The sequence below is a fragment of the Acidimicrobiia bacterium genome, assembly GCA_035948415.1.
In the GTDB taxonomy this organism is placed as follows: domain Bacteria; phylum Actinomycetota; class Acidimicrobiia; order IMCC26256; family PALSA-555; genus PALSA-555.
Genome location: DASZJD010000015.1, coordinates 22,341 through 44,937, shown reverse-complemented (window position 1 = coordinate 44,937; position 22,597 = coordinate 22,341). Strand labels below are relative to the sequence as shown.

Here is a 22,597-nt window from a genome sequence, read left to right as displayed (position 1 = left end):
CGAGGTCAGTGACGGCAAGATCAACGCCTGGCGCGACTATTTCGACATGGACCAGTTCACCAGCCGGATGGGATAAGGCTGGGCCCGCTCAGCGCTCTAGTTCGCACTCGCAGCAACACTGATTCCGCGGGCCGTTGCGCTGCTGAGTCCCCGGTAGACGTTCGGTGGACGCGCCCATGAAATGCGTTCAGGGCAGCGCAGCGGCGACGAAGTTGCGCACGTCAGCCGGTGTCGGAGGGGCGACTTGAACCCCCACGCCCTTGCGGGCACTAGCCCCTCAAATCCGCCGATCAGTCTCAGCCCGTATCCGCCAGTCGCGAAGCTCCAGGCCAAGCGCAGTGCGCTCCGGCGACGCCAGCCCGCTCTTCCGCCTAATCGCGCGCCGTACCGCGCAGTCTCTTAGATGGACTCTTAGACGACCGATCGGTTTGTGGGCGTCCCGTCGAGCCAGCGCCCGGGGCGCTCAAAGACCGTTCCGAGCAGGCGAGCGTGAGTCAAAAGGTGGCGTGTGCCGTGCTGTTATCGAGGGGAGTGATGCCCACCGCTTCGTTCCCCTGCCTGGGCGGAGGTTGTGTGTTGTTGGCGTTCGACGAATGCGATGCACTGTCCCTGATTGACGAAGGCTCGGCCCTGTCGGTCGGTCAGGGTTTGCCATCCGCCTTGTTTGCACTGGTCCTTCGAGGTAGGGGCGGGCGGAGCCACCTGGGCGGCGATGTTCAGTTCGACACCGCCGCCGATACTCCTCAGCGTCTCCGTCTGCCCTGGAGTGGGAAGCGGGCCTCCACCCAGCGGGGATTGTCCAACATCGTCGGCTTGCGTACCACCAATCGCGAGACAGTCAGCGAACTCGAAATGGTCGCCCAGCAGATCGCCCGCCTGCACCACGATCGGCGACGCCAGACTGAAAGTGTTGAGCACGTTGGGTGCGATCTGTTCCTCGGGGCTGATACCCACCAGGATGAACCGGTCCGGTGAAGCCGTCCGTCGCCAGATCTCCACCGCCATCAGCCCTTTGTCCGGTCCGCCTTGGGTACTCCACGACACGATCCGTCCACCGCTCAGCGGAACGACGTAACTGGGGACACCCGGTCCGGTACGGAGCTGCACCACGTCAAAATTGGTCTGACACAGCACGTGCGCTGCGCTGGTCTGTCCAATCGTCACGGTGCTGCCATACGCCGACCCGGTCGGGGCCAGCAACACAAGACTCACGCCACCACAAACGAGCGCTCGCCGCGCGCTCATCCGACGCCGCCATGCACCTTCCCGCCGATCGTGAGCCCGACCTAGGTTGCCGCCACGCCTCATCGCGTGTTCGCGATGATGAGCACTCTGCGCACGGCTGACTCCCCGCTCGCCTTAGTGGTCACTTTTAGCGCGTTGGTCCTCACTCGGTCACGCTGGTCAGCCGGGGTGTCGGAGGGGGGACTTGAACCCCCACGCCCTTGCGGGCACTAGCCCCTCAAGCTAGCGCGTCTGCCGATTCCGCCACTCCGACGAGGTGTGCAGTGTACCGACGGCCGTTCACGAGCCGGTCTCCGGCCCCGGGAAGAAGCACGCGACCGCATGGTCGCGACCGTTGGACTCGAGCCGGGGCTCCTGCTCCGCGCAGACCGCCTGGGCGCGCCAGCAACGGGTGCGGAAGCGGCACCCGCTCGGCGGGTCGGCCGCGCTCGGGACGTCGCCCTGGAGCAGGATCCGGCGTCGTCGCCGCTCGGTCGCCGGGTCCGGCACCGGCACCGCGGAGAGCAAGGCCTGGGTGTACGGGTGCTGGGGCTCGTCGTAGACGAGGCTCGCGGGCCCGCGCTCGACCAGCTTCCCGAGGTACATGACGCCGACGACGTCGGCGACGTGGCGCACGACGGCCAGGTCGTGGGCGATGAAGACATAGGTGAGGCCGAGTCGCCGCTGCAGCTCGTCGAGCAGGTTCACGATGCCGGCCTGGATGGACACGTCGAGGGCGCTGACGGGCTCGTCGAGGACCAGCAGCTCCGGCTCCAAGGCCAGCGCCCGCGCGATCCCCACCCGCTGCCGCTGCCCGCCCGAGAGCTCGAGCGGGTACCGCCGGGCGTCGCCGGCGTCGAGGCCGACCTGCTCGAGCAGGGTGCGGACGCGGTCGCGGCCGTGGTCGGACCACAGCCCGTGCACGCGGAGGGGGTCGGCGACGATGCCGCCGACGGTGAGCCGCGGGTTCAGGGACGCGTACGGGTCCTGATACACGATCTGGAGCCGACGGCGCGCCCGGCGCATGGTGCCGCTGGCGACGCCGAGGAGGTCGGTGCCGTCGAAGCGGACCGTGCCGGCCGTCGCGGGCAGGAGCCGCAGGATCAGGCGGGCGGTCGTGGTCTTCCCGCAGCCGGACTCGCCGACGAGGGCGAAGGTCTGGCCGCGGAGCACGTCGAAGCTCACCCCCGCCACCGCGCTGACGTGGCCGACCGGCCGCCGCCAGAACCCGCCCCGGACGGGGAAGTCCTTCGTGAGGTCGCGGACCTCGAGCACGCGCCCTCGCGCGCGGTCGTCGAGCGCCGGCTCCAGCGGTGCCGGCGTGCTCACCCCCGCCCCCGCCCGCGGCTGATCGGGGGTGACGCCGTCGAGTTCGGCCACCCGGTGGCACGCCGACCGGTGCCCGGCGCCGACCTCGACGGCGTCGGGGACTTCGGTGGCGCACGGCGCCGGCAGGACCCGGAACGCGCACCGGGGGTGGAAGGCGCAGCCCGCGGGCCGGTGGACGAGCGACGGGGGCTGACCCGGGATCCGGAAGAGGGTGGTGCCGCGCGACCCGCGGTCGAGGCGCGGGAGCGACGCCAGCAGCCCGAGCGTGTACGGGTGCCGGGGAGCCGCGAAGAGCGCGTCGACGGGCGCCTCCTCGACCGCCCGTCCCGCGTACAGGACGAGGACGCGCTCGGCTAATCCGGCGACCACGCCGAGGTCGTGGGTGATGAGGAGGATCGCGGTGCCGGTGCGGTCGCGGATGCGCTCGAGCACGTCGAGCACCTGGGCCTGGAGCGTGACGTCGAGGGCCGTCGTCGGCTCGTCGGCGATGAGGAGCGCGGGGTCGTTGGCGAGCGCCATCGCCAGCATGGCCCGCTGCCGCATCCCCCCCGAGAACTGGTGCGGGTACTGCCCGGCTCGGCAGGCCGGGTCGGGGACGCCGACGAGCTCGAGGAGGGCGACGACGCGCTCGCGGCGCGACGGCCCGCCGAGGTCGGGCTGGTGCACGGCCACGGCTTCGGCGACCTGGTCGCCGACGGTCATGACCGGGTTGAAGGCGGCGAGCGCGTCTTGGAACACCATCGCCACCGCGTTCCCGCGCAGCCGCTCGAGGTCGCGCTCCCGCCGACCGAGGAGCTCCTCCCCGCGGAAGCGGACCGATCCCCGGACCCGGGCTCGGCGCGGGAGCAGGCCGAGCATCGCCAGGGCGGTCACGGTCTTGCCGGAGCCGGATTCGCCGACCACGCCGACGACCTCGTGCTCGTCGAGCCCGAAGCTCAGGTCGTCGACGGCGTGGAGCGGCCCGTCGTCGGTCGGGAAGTCGACGGTGAGGCCTTCGACCGAGAGGAGCGGCGCCCCGCGCGTCACGCCGCGCCGCCCTCCGGGTCGAACGCGTCCCGCAGCCCGTCGCCGAGGAAGTTGACCGCCAGCACGGTGAGGAGGATGGCCAGACCCGGGAAGTAGAGGAGGTACGACCGGGACGTCCCGACGGTCCCCTCGGCGTCGGCGAGCATGCGCCCCCACGACGTGCCGGGCAGCTGGATCCCGAAGCCGAGGAACGAGAGCGTCGACTCGGCGACGATGGCCGCCGCCACCGAGAGGGTGGCGTTCACGACGACGGGTCCCACGCAGTTCGGGAGGACGTGGCGCAGCACGATCCAGGGCCCGGTGGCGCCGGAGGCCCGGGCCGCCTCGACGAACTCCCGCTCCTTGATCGAGAGGACCTCGGCACGGACGACGCGGGCCACGTACATCCAGAACAGCGCCGCCAGCACCCAGATGATCGTGAGGCGGTCGTGGCCGAACCGCTCGAGGGCGATGGCGAGGACCGCGACGGCGGGGACGATGAGGAACAGGTCGGTGAGTCGCATCAGGGCCTGGTCGGTGGCCCGGCCGACGAACCCGGCCGCGGCCCCGACGGCGGTGCCGACCACGGTCGAGAGGACCGCCACCGCCAGGCCGATCTCGAGGGAGATCTGACCGGCGGCAAGGAGCCGCGACAGCTGGTCGCGGCCGAGCTCGTCGGTGCCGAACCAGTGGTGCCAGGACGGCCCGACCGCGCCGAGGGCGAGGTGCTGGTCGTTCGGGCCGTACGGGGCGAAGAGCGAGGCGCCGAAGCACACCACGACCAGGGCCGCGAGGACGACGACCGACGCCGCCGCCAGCCGGTGGCGGGCCAGGCGCGGCCAGAAGCGCCCGGCCGGCGGGCGGGGCCGGCCGTCGACCGCCACCGGGGACAGCGCGGCGGGGAGCAGCTCCGACGGCCCGATCGGCTCGGGCTCGGGGACCGCGGGCGTCGCGGGCGGGGGCGGCCTCACGCCAGCCGGATCCGGGGGTCGAGCCAGCCGTAGGCGACGTCGGCGAGGAGGTTGAAGGCGACGATGAACGCGGCGGTGACGACGAGCCAGGCCGTGAGCGTGGTGGCGTCACCGGCGAGGAGCGAGTCGAGGAACAGCTTGCCCATGCCGGGGATGGAGAAGATCTTCTCGGTGACGATGAGCCCGCCGAAGAGGGCGCCGATGTCGAGGGCCATGACGGTGACGAGGGGGATGAGCGCGTTGCGGAGCCCGTGCCGCAGCACCACCCGACGTCGAGGCACGCCCTTGGCGCGGGCGGTGCGGATGTAGCTGGACGACATGACGTCGAGCATTGAGGCGCGCTGGAACCGGCTCCAGCCGGCGATGATCTGCACGGTCAGGGTGAGCACGGGCAGGACCAGGTGCCGGGCGTAGTCGAGGGCGCCGCCGCTGCTCGAGTGCAGGTTGATGAAGAACAGCGGCGGCTCGGAGAGATGGAACCACTGCTTCGGGCCGACGGCGAGGAACTCGATGGCGAGGAGCCCGAACCAGAACGGCGGGAGCGCGAGGCCGATGAAGGAGAGGCCGGTGAACGTGTAGTCGAACACCGAGTACTGCCGCAGCGCCGAGTAGACGCCGATGGCGACGGCGGCGACCGCGGCGACGAGCACGCCCCACACCACGAGCTGGGCGGTGTTGCCGAGGGCGCGCCCGATCTGGCTCGACACCGGTTCGCGGGTGCGCTCGCTCGTCCCCCAGTCGCCGCGCAGGAAGCGGCCGAGCCAGGTGCCGTACTGCTCGACGAGGGGCTGGTTCAGGCCGAGCCGCGCCCGCTCGGCGCGGATCGCCGACGCCGCCTCCCGGGACTGGCGCAACTTGGCGGTCGGGTCGAACGTGGCCCGAACGAACGCGAAGGTCAGGAACGAGGCGACGAGGATGATCGGGATGGCGTAGAGGGCGCGCCGGCCGAGGTAGGTCAGCATCGCGTCGCCCGCGAGGCCGCCGAGGGGCGTCGCGGCGGGGCGCCCTCCCCCGCTACTGGAGCTGCCATCGGCTCAGGTTCCAGAACATGCCGTAGACCGGGTTGTCGCCCTGGACTCCGCGCACCCGCCGGCTCCAGATGGCGATGTTCGGAAGCGGGTCGAGGGGCAGCGTGACCTGCTGGGCGGCGAGGATCCGGTCGGCGGCCTTCGAGGCCTGGACCCGGGCGGCGTCGTCGGTGGCGGCGTCGACCTGCTCGAGGAGCGGGTCGAGGGTCGGGATGCTGGTGCGCGTGAAGTTCGAGCCGGACTGGCCGTTGGCCGGCGTCGGGATGTTGCGGGCGCAGAACACGGTGCAGAGCCCGGGGTCGGGGTCGGTCACGACGTCGGCGTAGAGGCCGAGCTGGAAGGTGCCGGCCGGGAGCACCTGCCCGAAGAGGGTGTTCGCGTCGCGGTTCTGGATGGTGAGCGCGAAGCCGGCCCGCCGGAGCTGGGCTTGGAGCACCTGCTCGGTGAGCTCGCGGCGCTTGTTGGCCGCGGTCGTCACGATCGTGAGCTGCGCCGACCGTCCGTTCTTCTGCCAGACGCCGCCGGACCGCTGCCAGCCGTCCCCGGTCATGAGCCGGTTCACCGCGGCGAGGTCGAGGTGGTAGCCGGCGAAGGCCCGCTGGTCGCTGTAGGCGGCGAGGATCGGCGGGTTCAGCGAGTTCGCGGGGCTGGTCACGCCGACGGGACCGAAGAGGAGGCGAACGATGGCGGCGCGGTCGATCGAGTAGGCGATGGATTGGCGGACCGCGACCGAGTCGAGCGGGAAGACGGCGTTGTTCATCCAGAGCGCCTCGAGGTTCCCGGTGGTCGGCGTGACGACCGACGCGGCGTCGGTGAGGCCGGCCCGGAGGGACCGGATGGCGTCGGGCTGCGGGTCGGGGTACATGGCGTTGATCTCGCCGCCCTGGAAGGCCTGGAACTCGGCCGCGGTGTCGGTGAGGAACTTGAACGTGACCTTGCCCACCCTCGGCTTCGGGCCCCAGTAGGCCGGGTTCGGGACCAGCACGACGTCGATGCCCTTGTCCCACGCCTGGATCTTGAACGGCCCCCCGGACCACGAGTAGCCGTCCTTCATGGCGTTGTCGCGGTTCCGGCCGGCGAGCAGGTGGCTCGGGTAGATCCCGTACCCGCCGCCGAAGAGCTGCCGCCAGCCCGCGTACGGCTGCTGGAAGGTGACGATCGCGGTGTGGGGGTCGCGGTCGTCGACCGACGCGATCCGGTCGTAGCCGGTGCGGTCGAAGATGGCGGCGCCGTGGGCGACCTGGTCCCACGTGTACCGGAAGTCGCTGGCGGTGATCGGCGCCCCGTCCGACCAGACCGCGCTCGGGTTGATCCGGTACGTGACGACCTGGGCCCCGGCGGCGGTGCTGAGCGTCGGGGGCGCCGCCATCAGCGGGCTCGGCACGTAGGCCCACTGCCCGCCGCGCTGGAGGATGTCGAAGACGCGGGGCATCGTCTCCTCCTGCATCGTGAAGACGCCCCAGCTGGCCCCGGCGCAGGAGGACACCCAGTCGGCGCAGTCGGGCTCCTGCTCGGCGCCGATCACGATCTCGCCGCGGGGGCCGGCGCGCGCGCGAGCGGCGGGGACGGCGGCGACGGGTGACACCGCGACGAGCGAGATCGCGAGCCCGCCCAACGCCACGCTCGCGCGCCGATACCAGCGGCGCGAGTGCACCTCGGTGGTCCCCCTTGTCGGTCGGGTCGCGCGACCGTGCTACCACAGCGCTTCTCGGAATCGAGGGACCCCGGCGCCGGCCCGGCGTGACGCGCGCCGCGGCGACCGTCTAGGGCTGGAGGCGCAGGGCGAGGATGACGGTGGCGAAGGTGAAGATCACCGCGGTGATGATCGTCAGGCGGTCGAGGTTCCGTTCGACGACGGTCGAGCCGGCCATGGACCCGCCGAGCTGCCCGCCGCCGAACATGTCGGAGAGGCCGCCGCCGCGACCCGAGTGCAGGAGGATCAGGAAGACGAGGCCGAGGCCGGTGGCGACGTCGAAGAAGAGGAGGACCGCGTTGAGCACCGCGTGAGCCTACCGTCGGGGCGGCCCGACGCCGGCTCCGCGGCCCGGCTCAGCGTCGGTACTGGACGATGCGGGCGAAGTCGTCGGGGTCGAGCGAGGCGCCCCCGACCAGCGCCCCGTCGATCTCGGGTCGGCTCATGAGGTCGGCGATGTTGCCGGGCTTCACGCTGCCGCCGTACTGGATGCGCATGGCGTCGGCGGTGTCGGCGTAGAGGTCGCGGAGCGCCCGCCGGATGACGCCGATGGTGGCGTTGGCGTCGTCGGGGGTGGCGGTGCGCCCGGTGCCGATGGCCCAGATGGGCTCGTAGGCGACGACGGCGCGCTCGGCGTCGGCGGCCCGGACGCCGGCGAAGGCGCCCGCGATCTGGCCGACGACCCGCGGCTCGGTGTCGCCGCGCTCGCGCTCCTCGAGGGTCTCGCCGACGCAGACGATGGGGGCCATCTCGTGCTTGAGGACGGCCTTGCACTTGCGGTTCACGTCCTCGTCGGTCTCGCCGAACAGCTGGCGGCGCTCCGAGTGGCCGACGATGACGTAGCGCACGCCGAGGCGGGCCAGCATCGGCGGGCTCACCTCCCCGGTGAACGCGCCCTGGGGCTGCCAGTGGCAGTTCTGGGCGCCGAGCTGGATGGGGATCCGGTCGGCCTCGGTGAGGGTCTGGAGGGTGCGCAGGTCGGTGAACGGCGGGCACACGACCACGTCGCAGCCCTCGTAGTCGGCCGGGTCCAGCCGGTACGAGAGCTTCTGCACGACCTGGATCGCGACGAGGTGGTCGTGGTGCATCTTCCAGTTGCCGGCGATGACGGGCCGGCGGGTCACGGTCGTCCCTCCCGGAGCGCGGCCAGGCCGGGCAGGTCGCCGCGCTCGAGCAGCTCCAGGGCGGCGCCGCCGCCGGTGCTCACGTGGTCGACCGCGCCGGCCAGCCCGAAGCCGCGGAGGGCGGCGGCGCTGTCGCCGCCGCCGACCACGGTGAACCCGGGGCAGGCGGCGACCGCCTCCGCGACCGCGCGCGTCCCGGCCGCGAACGGCGCCAGCTCGAACACGCCCATGGGGCCGTTCCAGACCACGGTGGCGGCGGTGGCGATGACCGCGGCGAACGCGGCCGCGGTGGCGGGGCCGATGTCGAGGCCCTGCCAGCCGGCGGGGATGGCGTCGCGGTCGACGACCTTGGTGTCGGCGTCGGCGGCGGGGGTCGTGGCGACCACGAAGTCGGTCGGGACGTGCAGGCGTCCGGTGTCGAGCAGGTGGCGGCAGTCGTCGACCCGGTCGGGCTCGACGAGGCTGTCCCCCACCGGGAGGCCGGCGGCGGCGAGGAAGGTGAAGGCCATGGCCCCGCCGACGAGCACGGCGTCGCAGCGGGCGAGGAGCGCGTCGAGGACGCCGAGCTTGTCGCTGACCTTGGCCCCGCCGAGGATGGCCACGAACGGACGCGCCGGCGCCTCGAGGAGGCTCGACAGCACCCGCACCTCGCGCTCGAGGAGGCGGCCGGCCGCGCTCGGGACGAGCCGGGGCGGCCCGACGATCGACGCGTGCGCCCGGTGCGAGGCGCCGAAGGCCTCGTTCACGTAGACCTCGGCGCCGTCGGTGAGCCGGGCCGCGAAGGCGGGGTCGTTCGCGGTCTCGCCGGGATCGAACCGCAGGTTCTCGAGGACAACAACGCCACCCGGCTCGAGGGCGGCGGCGGCGTCGTCGCGCCCGGGGCCGGCGATCGGGACCAGGGGCACGTCGGCGTCGAGCAGCTGGCCGAGGCGGCGGGCCACCGGCGCCATCGTGGCGGCGGGGTCGGGCGCGCCCCGGGGGCGTCCGAGGTGACCGCAGGCGACGATCCGGGCCCCGCGGTCGGCCAGCCAGCCCAGGGTCGGCAGCGCGGTGGTGATCCGGAGGTCGTCCTCGATCTCCCCGTCGCGCAGCGGCACGTTGAAGTCGACGCGGACGAGCGCGACGGCCCCCTCGTCGAGGGGCAGGTCCTCCAGCTGCGGGAGCCTCACCCGCTCACTGGTCGCCGACGAACGCGACCAGGTCGACGAGGCGGTTCGAGTAGCCCCACTCGTTGTCGTACCAGCCGAGCACCTTCACGAGGTTCCCGGTGGTCATGGTGTCGAGCGCCGAGAAGACGCACGACGCCGGGTTGCCGACGATGTCGGCCGAGACCAGCGGCTCGTCGCTGTACTCGAGCACGCCCCGGTAGGAGGGGTCGTTGGCGGCCTCGGCGAAGGCGACGTTCACGTCCTCGGGCGACGCCTCGCGGCGCACCTCGGCGCTGAGGTCGGTGATCGACCCGGTCGGGGTCGGGACCCGGAGCGCGGTGCCGTTGAGCCGGCCCTTCAGCTGGGGCAGGACGAGCCCGATGGCCCGGGCCGCCCCGGTGCTGGCCGGGACGATCGACAGCGCCGCGGCCCGCATGCGGCGCAGGTCCGGGGTGCCTTTGCGGCTCGGGTGGGCGAGGTCCTGGAGCGACTGGTCGCTCGTGTAGGCGTGGACCGTCGTCATGAGGCCCCGCTCGATCCCGAACCGGTCGTCGAGGACCTTCGCCAGCGGCGCCAGGCAGTTCGTCGTGCACGAGGCGTTCGAGATGACGGTGTGGACGGCGGGGTCGTAGACCCGGTCGTTGACGCCGAGGCAGATGGTGGCGTCGGCGTCGCCGCTCGGGGCCGAGATGATGACCCGCTGGACGCCGCCGTGCAGGTGGCCGGCGGCCTGGTCCCGGGCGGTGAAGAGGCCGGTCGACTCGATGACGACGTCGACGCCGTGGTCGCCCCACGGGATCTCGGCCGGGTCCATCACCTCGAGCTTGCGGACCTCGCGGCCGTCGACCGAGAACCCGGCGTCGTTGGCCTTCACCTCGTGGCGGAGCGTCCCGCCCACCGAGTCGTGCTTCAGGAGGAACGCCATCGTGGCGCTGTCGCCCATGGGGTCGTTGACCGCCACCAGGTCGACGCCGGAGTCGGTGCCCCGGGCCAGGAGGGCCCGGTAGAACGAGCGGCCGATCCGCCCGAAGCCGTTGATCCCCACGCGGACGGTCATGTCGGACCCCTCTCCTCGGATGGCGACTCCAGCAGATCGGTCAGCGCAGGCGCCAGTCTGGCCGGGTCGTGGGCGAGGCCGGAGCGCCTGGCGATGTGCCCGGCCACCGGGCGGACCCCCCAGGCCCGGATCCGGGCGGCGTCGACGGGGAGCCCGCCGCCCTCCTCGTAGAGGAAGGCGTCGACCCGGGCGCCGTGGTCGAGCGCGGCCCGGAGGTGGTCGGCGGCGTCGAGCCCAGTGGTCTCGGGCGGCTGGGGCCGGAGGTTGCAGACCTGCACCACCTGGGCGGGGGTGGCGGCGACCGCGGCCCGCACGCCGGCCACGCAGAGCACCGGCAGGACGCTGGTGTAGAGGGAGCCGGGGGCCAGCACGACCTGGTCGGCGGCGGCGATGGCGGCGACGGCGTCGGGGTGCGCGGGCGCGTCGCCGGGCACCAGCTCGACCCGGCGGATGCGCCCGACGACGTTCATCACCGCCACCTGGCCCTGCACGGTCTCGCCCTCGACGTCGGCCTTCAGCACCACCGGCCCGGCGGTGGCGGGGCGGACGCGGCCGACGACGCCGAGGAGTCGGGCCGCCTCGTCGATGGCCGCCACCGGGTCGCCGAGGGCCTCGCCGAGCCCGGCGAGCACGAGGTTGCCGAGGGGATGGCCGACGAGGTCGCCGGCGGCGAAGCGGTGCTCGAACGCGGCCGGCCACACCCCGTCCCCCGCCGCCAGCGCCACCAGGCACTTCCGCAGGTCGCCCGGGGGCAGCACGTCGAGGTCGCGCCGCAGCCGGCCCGAGGAGCCGCCGTCGTCGGCGACGCTGACGACGGCGGTGATGTCCCCGGCGTACCGCCGGGCGGCGCGGAGCGCGGCCGCCAGCCCGTGCCCGCCGCCGAGGGCGACGACGCGGGGCCCGCTCGCGGCGTCACTCACGCTCGAGGTCCCGGTGGTGGACGCGCGCCGGGTAGCCGAGCCCGGCCAGCAGGGTCGCCAGCTCGGCGGCGATCACGACGCTGCGGTGCCGGCCGCCGGTGCAGCCGATCCCGATCGACAGGTACGACTTGCCCTCGCGGGCGAACGCCGGGAGCAGCAGCGCGAAGAGGGAGCGGAGCTGCTCGAGGAACGGCGCCGCCTCGGGCTGGTCGAGCACGTAGCGGCGCACCCGCTCGTCGGTGCCCGGCAGGGGGCGGAGCGCGTCGACCCAGTGGGGGTTCGGGAGGAAGCGGCAGTCGAACACGAGGTCGACGTCGAGCGGCACGCCGTGCTTGTAGCCGAACGAGACGATGGTGGTCTGCAGCGACCCGGCGGCGGACTCGTCGCGGAACAGCTCGTGGAGGCGCTCGCGCAGCTCGTGCACGTTCAGGTTCGACGTGTCGACCACGACGTCGGCCTCGCCCTTCAGCTCCTCGAGCAGGCTGCGCTCCTCGGCGATCCCGTCGGAGACTCGGCTGCCGGCGGCGCGGGGGTGCGGCCGGCGGGAGGCCTCGAAGCGGCGGACCAGCGCCTCGTCGCTGGCGTCGAGGAACAGGGTGCTGGTGCGGACCCCGGCGGCGCGCACCTCGCGCAGGGCGGCGTCGAGCTCGTCCATGAACGACCCGGAGCGGACGTCGACGACGAGCGCGAAGCGCGAATCCCGCTCCCGGTCGCGGGCCAGCTCGGCGACCTTCGGGATCAGCGCCGGCGGCAGGTTGTCGATCACGAAGAAGCCGAGGTCCTCGAGCACGTCGGCGGCCGAGGAGCGGCCGGCGCCCGACAGCCCGGTGATGATCGTGAGCTCGAGCGGGCCGGCGGTCATGGGCTCGGCTCGTGGAGACGGGCGTAGACGGCCTGGGCGACGCGCTCGGGCAGCCACGGCAGCGCCACGAGCTCGTCGGCCTCGAGCTCGCGGAGGCGCTTCACCGACCCGAACTCGCGCAGGAGCCGGGCCCGGCGGGTGGGGCCGAGGCCGGGGACGTCGTCGAGGACCGAGCGGGTGGCGTGCCGCTCGCGCAGGCGGCGGTGGTACCCGATGGCGAAGCGGTGGGCCTCGTCGCGGGCGGTCTGGAGCAGGTACAGGGCCTCGGAGTCGCGCGGGATGCGCACCGGCTCCTCGCGGCCGGGCCGGTACACCTCCTCGAACCGCTTGGCGAGGGCGGCGACCGAGATCTCCTCGAGGCCCAGCTCCTCGAGGACCCGCACCGCCGCGTTCAGCTGGCCCCGCCCGCCGTCGACGAGCAGCAGGTTCGGCGGGTACGCGAAGCGCTTCCCGGCCCTCGCCCCCTCCTCCCGCTCGACCAGGTAGCGGCGGAACCGGCGGGTGAGGACCTCCTCCATGGCCCCGACGTCGTCCTGGCCCTCCTGGTGCCGGAGCTTGAACCGTCGGTAGTCGGAGCGCTTGGCCAGGCCGTCCTCGAGCACGACCATCGAGGCCACGATCTCCCGGCCCTGGAGGTTCGAGATGTCGAAGGCCTCGATCCGCAGGGGCGCCTCGGGCAGGCCGAGCGCGTCCTGCAGCGCGGTCAGCGCCCGGGCCCGGGCGTTGTGGTCCGACGCCCGCCGCAGCTTGTGCTGCGCGAACGCCTCCTCGGCGTTGCGGGTGACGGTCGCCAGCAGCTCCCGCTTCGCCCCCCGCTGCGGGACACGGATCCGCACCCGGCCGCCGCGGACCCGGCTCAGCACCTCGGTGCTGAGCGCGACGTCCTCGGGCGCGGCGGGGACGAGCACCTCGCGGGGGACGTCGGTCGGCGGCGCGCCCGCGTAGAGCTGCTCGAGCAGGCCGCTGATCAGCGCGGGCCGGTCGACGTCCTCGACCTTGTCGACAACGATCCCCTTGCGGCCCACGACCCGGCCCCGGCGAACGAAGAACACCTGCACCGACGCCTCGAGCGCGTCCTCGGCGACGCCGAGCACGTCGAGGTCCTCCTCGCGTGCCGCCACCATCTGCTGGCGCTCGATGGCCTTGCGGACCGAGGTGATCTGGTCCCGGAGACGCGCCGCGCGCTCGAACTCGAGCTCGTCGGCGGCCTCGTGCATCTGCTTGTCGAGCCGGTCGAGGATCGGCGCGGTCTCGCCGTCGAGGAACGCGACGAGGTCGGCGGTGAGCTGCGCGTACTCGGGCTCCTCGATGGCCCCGACGCACGGCGCCGCGCACTTCTCGATGTGCGCGTAGAGGCAGGGGCGGCCGAGCCGGTGGTGACGGTCGAACTTGGCCCGGGTGCAGGTCCGGATCGGGAAGGTCCGGAGCAGCAGGTCGAGGGTCTCGCGGATGGCGTACGCGTGCGCGTACGGCCCGAAGTAGCGGACCCCGTCGCGCTTGGCGCCCCGCAGGACCATCGCCCGCGGCCACTCCTCGTCGAGGGTGACGGCGAGGTACGGGTAGGACTTGTCGTCCTTGTACCGGATGTTGAAGCGGGGCCGGTGCCGCTTGATGAGGTTGTACTCGAGGAAGACGGCCTCGACCTCGTTCCGCACCTCGATCCACTCGACCGTCGCCGCGGTGGCGACGAGCTGGCGGGTGCGGGGGGCGAGGGTGTCCGGGTCGGCGAAGTAGCTGGCCAGGCGGCTCCGGAGGCTCTTGGCCTTCCCGACGTAGAGGACCCGGCCCTCGGCGTCCCGGAACTGGTAGGAGCCGGGGGTGTCGGGGATCGAGCCGGGTTCGGGACGCTTCACCACCGTCCCATTGTGGCGGCCCGGCGGGGCTAGGCCGCCGCTTCCACCGACCGGGGCGACGGGACGTCCAGGGCGGCGCCCCGGGCGCGCCGGAACAGGCGAGCCAGGCACACCCCGACCAGGACCAGGAGCAGCGCGTTGCGGAGGAGCACGATCTCCTGGGGCAGGTTCTGGTTGGTGTGGACGAGCTCCCAGATGAGGTTGAAGTCGAGGACGCTCAGCGCCACCACCGCGAACACGAGGCCGGCGACGAGCCGGTCGCCGCGGGCGGCGGCGATCGCCGCGAACGGGACCATCCAGATCATGAACTGGGGCGAGAGCAGGGGCGAGAAGACGAGGAAGGCGGCGATGGCGGCGATGGCCGCGGTCCCGTCGAGGACGGCGGCGCCGTGGGGACGCCGCCGGTTGGCGAGCAGCCACGCCGCCGCCACGGTGACGATGACCAGGCTGGTGAGGGTCAGGTTGGCCCAGTGCGGGACGACCCCGAACCGCCAGGCGCCGCGGTTGAGGCGGATCTTGTCGGGCGACCAGGTGCGGAGCACCGCGCCGACCGTGCTCTCGATCTCCCAGCCCCTCGCGCCGCGCATCGACAGGACCTGGTGCAGGCCCTTCGTGCCGACCCACCCCACCCAGGCCGCCACGCCGACGGCGCCGACGGCGCAGAAGGCGGCGAGCGCCCGCCAGGAGCGCCGGATCAGGAGGCTCGGGACCAGCAGCACCGGCCACACCTTCGCGAAGCAGGCCAGCGCCAGCGCCACGCCGCCCAACGCCGGCTTGCGGTGCCGGACCAGCGCCAGGCCCCCGACCGCGAGGGCCACCGAGAGCAGGTCGAGCCGCAGGTACAGGAACGGGTAGAGGATGAACGGCGCGCCGATGATCAGGTAGGCGACCGCGGCCCGCCGCCCCCAGCCCCAGAGCAGCAGCGCGGCCACGGCGAAGTCGAGCGCGAGCTGCGACCACATCGTCGCCGCCGTGGCGCCGCCGATCGTCGAGCTGTCGAGGGCCTTGATCGCGCCGAGCATGAGCGGCGGGTACTCCACCTCGAAGTCCCGGTAGGGGGTCCCCCGGTGGGTGGCGATGGTGTAGAAGCGGCGGATGTCGCCGGTCAGGACCTTGTGGTTGCCCTGGGCGGCGCGCTGATCCAGGGTGATCGGCACCGCCGCGATGCGCCCGGCGACGAGGACGAACACGAGCAGCCACCACCAGCGCCCCGTTCCGGGACGGGCGCCGCTGGGCGCGTGGATGTGGTCAGCCTGGCGCATGCCCGCACTTCTGCTCGCCGGGCTCGAGGGGGACGCCCCCCGAGGCGCACTATGCTCGCGCGTAGGCCGGCCTGGTACTCCGCGCCAAGGTTCGGCTCCGGGGCCGACACCCCCGCGGTGGGCGACCAGGCTGTCCCCGCCGGCCCGACCGGAGCCGTAGATCGTGAGCCTCGCCTGCGGGCGAGGAAGGAACGACAACATGCTCCGACTTCAGGCCCCGCTGCCGGACCGCTACACCCTCGCCACCCCCGAGGACCTCGACGCCTGGATCGGCGCGGCGAAGGCCGAGCTCGGGTCCCGGCTCCTGATCCTCGGCCACCACTACCAGCGCCCCGAGGTGATCCGCTGGGCCGACGTGCGGGGCGACTCGTTCAAGCTGGCCCAGGACGCCGCCGCCACCACGGCCGCCACCGACATCGTGTTCTGCGGCGTGCACTTCATGGCCGAGTCGGCGGACATCCTCACCGGCGACCACCAGCGGGTGGTGCTGCCCGACCTCAACGCCGGGTGCTCGATGGCCGACATGGCCGACCTCGACCAGGTCCTCGAGGCCTGGGACGAGCTCGCCGCCGTCACCGACGTCGAGCGGCTGGTGCCGATCACGTACATGAACTCGTCGGCGGCGCTGAAGGCCTTCGTCGGCGAGCACGGCGGGGCCGTGTGCACCTCCTCGAACGCGCGCATCGTGCTGGAGTGGGCGCTGGCCCGCGGCGACAAGGTGCTGTTCTTCCCCGACCAGCACCTCGGCCGGAACACCGCCCACGACCTCGGCTATCACGAGGCCCAGATGCGGGTCTGGGACCCGCGCCGCGACGTCGGCGGCCTCGACGAGCGGGCGGTGAAGGAGGCCACCTTCCTGCTGTGGAAGGGCCACTGCACCGTGCACCAGCGATTCCGCCCCGAGCACGTCGAGGCCTTCCGCGCCGAGCACCCGAGCGGCGAGGTGATCGTGCACCCCGAGTGCAGCCACGACGTGGTGCTGCTCGCCGACCGGGTCGGGTCGACCGAGCGGATCCTCGAGTGGGTCGACTCGGCGCCGCCCGGCGCCGTGCTCGGGGTCGGCACCGAGATCCACATGGTGCAGCGCCTGGCCGCCGATCACCCCGACCGGACGGTGGTGTCGCTCGACCCGCTCGTGTGCCCCTGCTCGACGATGTTCCGAATCGACGGGCCGCACCTGGCCTGGTGCCTCGAGGCGCTGGCCCGCGGCGAGGTCGTGAACCAGATCGTCGTCGACGACGAGACCGCGGCCGGCGCCCGTGTCGCGCTCGAGCGGATGCTCGAGCTGCCCGGCGTCCCGGCCGGCGCGCCCGTCGACTGACGCGACCGCTCACGGCGCCGGGCCGGCCCGGGCCACCGCGAGCAGCTCCGGGCTCACGTACCGGCGCGGCGGCCGGCCCCGGACGGCCGGGACGTCAACCGGGTGCTCCTCGAGGACGCCGGCGTCCACGAGCTCGGCGAGCGCGTTGGCAGCGGCGCGGGCGGTGCCCCCGAGCTCCTGGGCGACGAGGCCCGCGGTCAGGACGAGGTGGCGCGGGAGGAGATCGAGCACCCGCCAGGCCAGGGCGTCGCGGCGCAACGCGCGTCCGTCTCGAGGCCGGGCGAGCCGACGGCGCCAGCGCGCCTGCAGCTCGTCGACGGCGCGCACGAGCGCGACCTCGGCCGCGCCGGCACCGCCGGCCACGTAGGCGAACCATGACACCCAACGGTCGTGCTGCCCGAGGCGGAAGAGGCTGAGGCCGGCCAGGTAGCCGTCACGGTCGGCGGCGAGGCCGGTGCTCACCGGTGGCGGGACGACCAACGCCAGCCGGCGGCTGAGCAGCCACGACACGAGCACCCGCCCGATCCGCCCGTTCCCGTCGGTGAACGGGTGGATGATCTCGAACTGGGCGTGGGCGATCGCCGCCTGCGCCACCGGGTCGACGTCACGGCGGTTGGCGTAGGCGACGAGGTCGTCGAGCAGCTCGCCGAGCCGGTCCGGAGGCGGCGTGACCAGCGCGGCGTCGAGGGGGCTCGTGCCGCCGATCCAGCCCTGCTCGTCCCGCACGACGCCGACGAAGCGGCCGGGCAGCGGACTGCCGGCCATGAGCGTGCGGTGCCAGTCGCGGAGCCGGGTCACGCTGAGCGGCTCGGGTGCGGCCGTCAGCGCGTCCGTCACCGCGGCCAGGTTGGCGGCGACCCAGGTCGCCGGGGAGCGCGCCGCCTCCGGCGCGCCTTCGGCGACGACGACGTCGAGCACCCCGGCGAGGACGCCCTCGATGGACGAGGAGGCCAGACCCTCGGCGCGGAGCAGCAGCCGGGCCAGGCCCTCGTAGCCCGCACCGAGCGACGCGGCGCCGGCCTCCACCTCGGCGCTGGCGGCGGCGGCGCGGGCCGCCGTCGCCGGCGAGAGCCTGAGCTCCCGCTCCGCGAGCGGCAGCGGGACGAAGGCCCGAGCCTGCCGGCCCCGCCAGACGATCGGAACCTCGGCTCCGCACGGCGCCGTGCGCATGGCCGACCCCTTTTTCGGAACGATCACATCTTATCGTTCCGAAAACCCGCCTTTGCGGAAGGATCGCCCTCGCTCCCCCTCCCGGACGCCGGGCGGCCGCGGTTCAGGCGCCGGCCGGGCCCATCTCCGGACCCGGCCGCGCGGCGCGCGTCGCTGCGACCCGCCGCTCCCGGCGGTCGCGACCGGGGCCGATGAACAGGGCGCGGGCGGCGTCGCCGGCCCGGGCGGGGTGGCGGACGCTCAGCCGCAGCCAGGCGAGGGCGGCGGCCGCGACCGCCGCGCACCACGCCGGGCGCGACCACCACCGCGCCGCGAACCGCAGGGTCCCCCGCCACCACGCCAGCTCCCGCCCGACCGGCGTCACCGACGAGCCGCCACCGTCGTGCACCGCGAAGCGCTCCGGCAGCGCGACGAGCCGCCACCCGTCGGCGCGAAGGCGACGGCAGAGATCGAGGTCCTCGCCGTAGAGGAAGTAGCCGGAGTCGAAGCCGCGCACCTGGTCGAACGCCCGCCGGCGGACGAGCAGCGCCGTCGCCGCCAGCGATTCGACCGCGGTCGGCGTCGTCGGCACCCGGTCGACGTGGTCGGCGACGCCTCGGATCCGCCGCGCCAGCCGTCGCGCCGGGTCGTGGCGCAGGAGCCGCCGGGCGCCGACCGCCCGCCCGAGGAGGTGCACGGGGCCGAGCTCGCGGCCCTGGCTGCGCTCGGGGCTCCCCGAGCCCCGGTGGACGATGACGCCCTGGACGGCCGCGACGGACGGGTCGTCCGCGAGCAGCCGCGCGCCGGCGGCCACGCCGACGGCGTCGACCACCGCGTCGGGGTTGCACAGCAGCACGAACGGCGCGGTCGTCTCGCGCACGCCATGGTTCTGGCCCGCCCCGAACCCGGGGTTTGAGGTGTCGCGCACGACCCCGGCGCCGGCGTCTTGCGCCTCGGCTGCGCTCCCGTCCCGGCCGTGGTCGACGACGAGCACCTCCCCCACACCGGGCAGCGCCCGAGCGGCGCGGACGCACGACCCGATCGTCGCTCTGCTGTCGTAGGCGACGATGACCACGTCGAGGGTGGCGGTCATCGGCGAGCGAGCGCCCCGTGGTGACGCCACCAGTGCCGCGCGAACGCGGCGGCGTGCTCCCGGCCTCGGCGGCTCCAGAGGGCGCGGAAGGCGCGGCGGGGCGGGTGGTCGCACGCCGCCGCGCCGACCTGGGCCACCCGCCAGCCCGCGCGTCGCGCCCGGAGGCAGAAGTCCACGTCCTCGGGCCCGAACCGGGCCGACTCGTCGATCCCACCGAGGGCGTCGAACACGTCGCGGCGGAACAGCTGGCAGGCGCCGATGGCGAACTCGACGTCCCACGCCTCGCCGTCGCCCTGCCCGCGGGTCGGCTCGTAGCGGTCGGTCCGGTTCAGGGCCCGAGCCAGCTTGCGGCGCAGCGTCGGCGCCCGCCCGGCGCTGGCCTCGGGCGGCTGCCCGGTGAAGACGGGCGCGGCGAGCCCGATCCTCGGGTCGGCGTCGAGCGCGGCGGCGAGGCGCGCGAGCGCGCCGGGCCGCAGCCGGGCGTCGCTGTCGAGCACGCACACGTACGGGGCCCGCCCGGCGCGGGTGCCGAGGTTCCGGCCCCCGCCCACGCCGAGGTTCGTGGCGCTCCGGATGACCCGCACGCCCGGGGCCACGACGGCGGCCGGCGGCTCGGAGCCGTTGTCGACGACGGTCACGGCGACCTCGACGCCCGACTGGCCGCTCGCCGACTCGACGGCGGCGTGCAGGGCGGCGGGCTCGTCGTTCCAGGTGAGGATCACGACGTCGACGGCGGCCACGGCGGGCGCGGTCACGTCAGCGCGGCGGAGCCGCGGGCGAGGCCCCAGAGGCGGGCCACGTCGGCGCGCCGCACCGCGCCGCTGGCGAGGACGGCGGCGGCGTACGCGAGGAGCCCCCCGGCGGCGGCGGGCACGAGCCCGGTCGGGGCGAGCACGGCCGAGACGACGGCCGCGAGCACCCCGGCGGCCAGCACCCCGACGGCCGGGCGCGGGGTCCGGAGCCCGGCCCTCCGGGCGAGGAACCGGCCGAAGGCCCCGACCATGACCACCGTGCCGGCGACGGTGGCCGCCGCCGCCCCGACGGCGCCGAAGGGCGGGACCAGGGCCAGGTCGAGCCCGACCATGACCGCCATCGCCGCCGCCGCCACCGGCACCGCGGGCCAAACCCGGTCCCCGGCCACGATCGCCGCCGACTGGAGCGCGGCGAGGAAGGCGAGCCAGAGCTGCCCGCCGGCGATCGCCAGCGGCACCGCCGCGCCCCCGTACCGGGCCCCGAACGCGGCGGTGGTGAGCGGCCCGTGCAGCCCGACCAGGAGGGCCGACACCGGGACGCCGATGAGGGCGAGGAACCGCCCGGCCTGGTCGAGGGCGCGCTGCGCCCCGGGCACGTCCCGACGGCCGAGCCGTCGGCTCAGGATGAAGATGGCGGGCGCGGCGACGACGGTGCCGAGGTAGGCGAGGGCCTCGAGGGCCCGGACCGCGAGGTCGTAGCGCGCCGTGTCGGCGGCGGTGCCGACGATCGAGAGCAGCACGACGTCGAAGCGCAGCTGGAGGGCGGCGATGCCGCCGAGCAGCCCGAACGGCAGCGCGTCGCGCAGCAGCGCCCACGACGCGTCGGCGTCGGGTCGGACCCGCAGCGACCACACGCCGGCGCGTCGGGCCATCACCGCCCCGACGACGAGGGCGAGGACCGGCGCCGCCGGCAGCGCGACGACCGCCCCCCGCGCCCCCGCCGCCAGCAGCCCGACGACGCCGCCGCCGGCGACGACCGCGAGCTGGAGGAAGGTGAGGAGGGCGCGCCGGGCGATGAGGCCGCGGCCGTCGAACCCGCCGAGCAGCGACGTCACGCAGGCCGACGGGGGCAGGGCCAGCGCCGCGAGCAGGACGTCGCCACGCGTCGCGCTCGGGTACCCGGCGGCGACGGCGACGGCGGCCACCACGAGCATCGACGCCACGCCGAGGCCGAGGCAGGCGGGCAGGGTGCGCGTGAGCAGCGCGTCCGAGCCCGCCGGGTCGCGGCTCACCCGCCGGACGATCACCATCGTGGTCCCGAAGTCGGCGAGGATGCCGCCGATGACGACGAACGCCGACGCGGTCGAGTAGCGACCGAAGGCGGCCGGCGCCAGGTGACGGGTGGCCACGAGCACGAACCCGACCGCCAGGAGCCGCCCGAGGGTCTGGAGCGCGGTGAGCGCGAGCGAGCCGCGGGCCGCCGCCGACGCGTCGCCCGAGGTCGTCGCCGTCGCTCCGGTCGGCCCGCTCACCGGCCGTCGCGCCCCATGACGGACCGCAGCGTCCGCCCGACGATCCGCACGTCGAGGGCGAGGCTCTGGCGGCGCAGGTAGAAGAACTCGTACTGCAGCTTCTCGAGCGCCTCGATCTCGGTGCCGGCGTACCGGTACTTCACCTGGGCCCACCCGGTGAGGCCCGGACGCACGAGGTGCCGCAGCCGGTAGAAGGGCAGCTTCTCGGAGAGCTCGGTCACGAGGTGGGGCTGCTCCGGTCGGGGGCCGACGATCGACAGCTCGCCGCGCAGGATGTTGACCATCTGGGGCAGCTCGTCGAGGTGGGTGCCGCGCAGCAGCCGGCCGAAGCGGGTCACGCGCGGGTCCCGCTCGGCGGTCGGCTCCCCCACCGGCGCCACCGTCCGCATGGTGCGGAACTTCAGGATCGAGAACGGGCGGCCGTCGCGCCCGACCCGGGGCTGGCGGTACAGGAGCGGGCCCCGGTTGGCGACGAGGTTGGCGAGGACGACGACGGGCGTCACGAGCGCGAGGACGACGGTGCCGGCCCCGGCGAGCGCGAGGTCGAAGAGGCGCTTCACCCGCGCGTAGCGCGGCGCGTGCACCTCGCCGACGTCGAAGAGCAGCGAGACCCGCTCGAGCTCGCCGACCGGCAGCTTCCCGAGCCACTGCTCGTAGAAGAGGGACAGCGTCCGCACCCGGACGCCCGCCTCGTGCAGCCTCGCCACCTGGAGGACGACGTCGTCGTCGCTCTGGGCCCGGCGGCTCAGGACCATCACGGTGGCGTGGGTGGCGCGCGCCACCTCGACCAGCGGGAGGCGGGGCGGGTCGACGAGCGCGGCGTCGTCGGGGGCGACGGTGGCCACGACGACGGCGTGGCGCTCGGGCGCCCGGTCGAGCTCGGCGCGCAGCGTCTCCCCCTCCTCCGCGTCGCCGATCAGGACCACCCGGTCGCGCTCCTCGGCGCGCGACCGGGCGTCACCGGCCAGCCGGGCGCAGAGCACGTACCAGGGGACGAGCACCAGCGCCGACCCGAAGACGACGGCGCGGGGCAGGAGGGCGTCGCCGACGAAGAGCTCGGGCACCGAGATCGACGCGGTCGCGGCGGCGATGGCGCCGACGGCGGCGGTGACCGCCCGCCGCCGGCTGCGGGGCACGTCCGGGAGCCCGAACCCGTAGGCGGCGACGAGCAGGGCCAGGACGAAGCCGAGCGACCAGGCGAAGCGCGACGTGCCGGTCATGGCGTAGCCGTGCGCGACCGCGTGGGCCTCGCCGAGCCCGAGCACGCAGACGCCGGTCCCGACGTTGACCGCCAGCCGCGCGAGCCGCCGCATGGTCCTCTATCGACCGGGCGG

At 74.3% G+C, this 22,597-nt stretch carries 19 protein-coding genes and 1 tRNA gene; 1 reads left to right on the top strand and 19 read right to left on the bottom strand.

Features of this window, described 5'->3' with window-relative positions; all coding sequences use genetic code 11:
- Nucleotides 1–519: 519 nt before the first annotated feature.
- From VG869_01800 to VG869_01735, 14 genes are all read right to left on the bottom strand, one after another.
- Nucleotides 520–1,200 (bottom strand): hypothetical protein, encoded by a 681-nt coding sequence (locus VG869_01800; protein ID HEV3449914.1) that lies wholly within the window; start codon nucleotides 1,198–1,200, stop codon nucleotides 520–522.
- Nucleotides 1,201–1,414: 214 nt separating this feature from the next.
- Nucleotides 1,415–1,498, bottom strand: a tRNA-Leu gene (locus VG869_01795).
- A 26-nt stretch (nucleotides 1,499–1,524) separates the two neighbouring features.
- Entirely contained in the window at nucleotides 1,525–3,579 is a 2,055-nt protein-coding gene (locus tag VG869_01790) for an ABC transporter ATP-binding protein (GenBank protein ID HEV3449913.1), read from the bottom strand.
- Nucleotides 3,576–4,529: an ABC transporter permease gene (locus VG869_01785; GenBank protein HEV3449912.1), complete on the bottom strand. Its 954-nt coding sequence runs from the start codon at nucleotides 4,527–4,529 to the stop codon at nucleotides 3,576–3,578. Before VG869_01785 ends, VG869_01790 begins: the two co-directional genes overlap by 4 nt.
- Nucleotides 4,526–5,491 carry an ABC transporter permease gene (locus VG869_01780; GenBank protein HEV3449911.1) on the bottom strand — a complete coding sequence of 322 codons (966 nt, stop codon included), beginning with the start codon at nucleotides 5,489–5,491 and terminating at the stop codon, nucleotides 4,526–4,528. The genes VG869_01785 and VG869_01780 overlap by 4 nt, the downstream gene beginning before the upstream one ends.
- Before the next feature lie 52 nt (nucleotides 5,492–5,543).
- Nucleotides 5,544–7,178 (bottom strand): ABC transporter substrate-binding protein, encoded by a 1,635-nt coding sequence (locus VG869_01775; GenBank protein ID HEV3449910.1) that lies wholly within the window; start codon nucleotides 7,176–7,178, stop codon nucleotides 5,544–5,546.
- A gap of 142 nt (nucleotides 7,179–7,320) precedes the next feature.
- Nucleotides 7,321–7,557 carry a preprotein translocase subunit SecG gene (secG, locus tag VG869_01770; protein HEV3449909.1) on the bottom strand — a complete coding sequence of 79 codons (237 nt, stop codon included), beginning with the start codon at nucleotides 7,555–7,557 and terminating at the stop codon, nucleotides 7,321–7,323.
- A 49-nt stretch (nucleotides 7,558–7,606) separates the two neighbouring features.
- Nucleotides 7,607–8,374: a triose-phosphate isomerase gene (tpiA, locus tag VG869_01765; GenBank protein ID HEV3449908.1), complete on the bottom strand. Its 768-nt coding sequence runs from the start codon at nucleotides 8,372–8,374 to the stop codon at nucleotides 7,607–7,609.
- Nucleotides 8,371–9,543, bottom strand: a complete 1,173-nt coding sequence (locus VG869_01760; GenBank protein ID HEV3449907.1) for a phosphoglycerate kinase — start codon at nucleotides 9,541–9,543, stop codon at nucleotides 8,371–8,373. Before VG869_01760 ends, tpiA begins: the two co-directional genes overlap by 4 nt.
- A 4-nt stretch (nucleotides 9,544–9,547) precedes the next feature.
- Entirely contained in the window at nucleotides 9,548–10,579 is a 1,032-nt protein-coding gene (gap, locus tag VG869_01755) for a type I glyceraldehyde-3-phosphate dehydrogenase (GenBank protein HEV3449906.1), read from the bottom strand.
- A complete protein-coding gene (gene yvcK, locus VG869_01750) occupies nucleotides 10,576–11,499 on the bottom strand; it encodes a uridine diphosphate-N-acetylglucosamine-binding protein YvcK (GenBank protein ID HEV3449905.1) in 924 nt (307 codons plus the stop codon). Before yvcK ends, gap begins: the two co-directional genes overlap by 4 nt.
- Nucleotides 11,492–12,361, bottom strand: coding sequence for an RNase adapter RapZ (rapZ, locus tag VG869_01745; GenBank protein ID HEV3449904.1), 870 nt, complete (start codon nucleotides 12,359–12,361; stop codon nucleotides 11,492–11,494). The genes yvcK and rapZ overlap by 8 nt, the downstream gene beginning before the upstream one ends.
- A complete protein-coding gene (uvrC, locus tag VG869_01740) occupies nucleotides 12,358–14,217 on the bottom strand; it encodes an excinuclease ABC subunit UvrC (protein ID HEV3449903.1) in 1,860 nt (619 codons plus the stop codon). The genes rapZ and uvrC overlap by 4 nt, the downstream gene beginning before the upstream one ends.
- A gap of 26 nt (nucleotides 14,218–14,243) precedes the next feature.
- Nucleotides 14,244–15,476, bottom strand: a complete 1,233-nt coding sequence (locus VG869_01735; GenBank protein HEV3449902.1) for a glycosyltransferase family 87 protein — start codon at nucleotides 15,474–15,476, stop codon at nucleotides 14,244–14,246.
- A gap of 199 nt (nucleotides 15,477–15,675) precedes the next feature.
- On the opposite strand from VG869_01735, the gene nadA reads away from it, so the two are divergent.
- Nucleotides 15,676–16,797, top strand: a complete 1,122-nt coding sequence (nadA, locus tag VG869_01730) for a quinolinate synthase NadA (protein HEV3449901.1) — start codon at nucleotides 15,676–15,678, stop codon at nucleotides 16,795–16,797.
- Nucleotides 16,798–16,806: 9 nt separating this feature from the next.
- Here the strand turns inward: nadA and VG869_01725 are convergent, their stop codons facing one another.
- The 5 genes from VG869_01725 to VG869_01705 form a co-directional block, all read right to left on the bottom strand.
- On the bottom strand, nucleotides 16,807–17,967 hold the full coding sequence (locus VG869_01725; protein ID HEV3449900.1) for a Fic family protein: 1,161 nt from the start codon (nucleotides 17,965–17,967) through the stop codon (nucleotides 16,807–16,809).
- Between the two features lie 103 nt (nucleotides 17,968–18,070).
- Nucleotides 18,071–19,039, bottom strand: coding sequence for a glycosyltransferase family 2 protein (locus VG869_01720; protein HEV3449899.1), 969 nt, complete (start codon nucleotides 19,037–19,039; stop codon nucleotides 18,071–18,073).
- The gene (locus tag VG869_01715) at nucleotides 19,036–19,794 is read right to left on the bottom strand and encodes a glycosyltransferase (GenBank protein HEV3449898.1); all 759 of its coding nucleotides are present in this window, start codon (nucleotides 19,792–19,794) and stop codon (nucleotides 19,036–19,038) included. The genes VG869_01720 and VG869_01715 overlap by 4 nt, the downstream gene beginning before the upstream one ends.
- On the bottom strand, nucleotides 19,791–21,263 hold the full coding sequence (locus tag VG869_01710; GenBank protein ID HEV3449897.1) for an oligosaccharide flippase family protein: 1,473 nt from the start codon (nucleotides 21,261–21,263) through the stop codon (nucleotides 19,791–19,793). The genes VG869_01715 and VG869_01710 overlap by 4 nt, the downstream gene beginning before the upstream one ends.
- Complete coding sequence (locus tag VG869_01705) at nucleotides 21,260–22,576, bottom strand: sugar transferase (GenBank protein HEV3449896.1); 1,317 nt, start codon at nucleotides 22,574–22,576, stop codon at nucleotides 21,260–21,262. The genes VG869_01710 and VG869_01705 overlap by 4 nt, the downstream gene beginning before the upstream one ends.
- Nucleotides 22,577–22,597: the final 21 nt, after the last annotated feature.

What these genes read in the sequence shown, in the direction of transcription:
- VG869_01780 (HEV3449911.1), bottom strand. Translation starts at nt 5,491, where the DNA reads ATGCTGACCTACCTCGGCCGGCGCGCCCTCTACGCCATCCCGATCATC.
- gap (HEV3449906.1), bottom strand. Translation starts at nt 10,579, where the DNA reads ATGACCGTCCGCGTGGGGATCAACGGCTTCGGGCGGATCGGCCGCTCG.
- rapZ (HEV3449904.1), bottom strand. Translation starts at nt 12,361, where the DNA reads ATGACCGCCGGCCCGCTCGAGCTCACGATCATCACCGGGCTGTCGGGC.
- VG869_01735 (HEV3449902.1), bottom strand. Translation starts at nt 15,476, where the DNA reads ATGCGCCAGGCTGACCACATCCACGCGCCCAGCGGCGCCCGTCCCGGA.
- nadA (HEV3449901.1), top strand. Translation starts at nt 15,676, where the DNA reads ATGCTCCGACTTCAGGCCCCGCTGCCGGACCGCTACACCCTCGCCACC.
- VG869_01725 (HEV3449900.1), bottom strand. Translation starts at nt 17,967, where the DNA reads ATGCGCACGGCGCCGTGCGGAGCCGAGGTTCCGATCGTCTGGCGGGGC.
- VG869_01720 (HEV3449899.1), bottom strand. Translation starts at nt 19,039, where the DNA reads ATGACCGCCACCCTCGACGTGGTCATCGTCGCCTACGACAGCAGAGCG.
- VG869_01705 (HEV3449896.1), bottom strand. Translation starts at nt 22,576, where the DNA reads ATGCGGCGGCTCGCGCGGCTGGCGGTCAACGTCGGGACCGGCGTCTGC.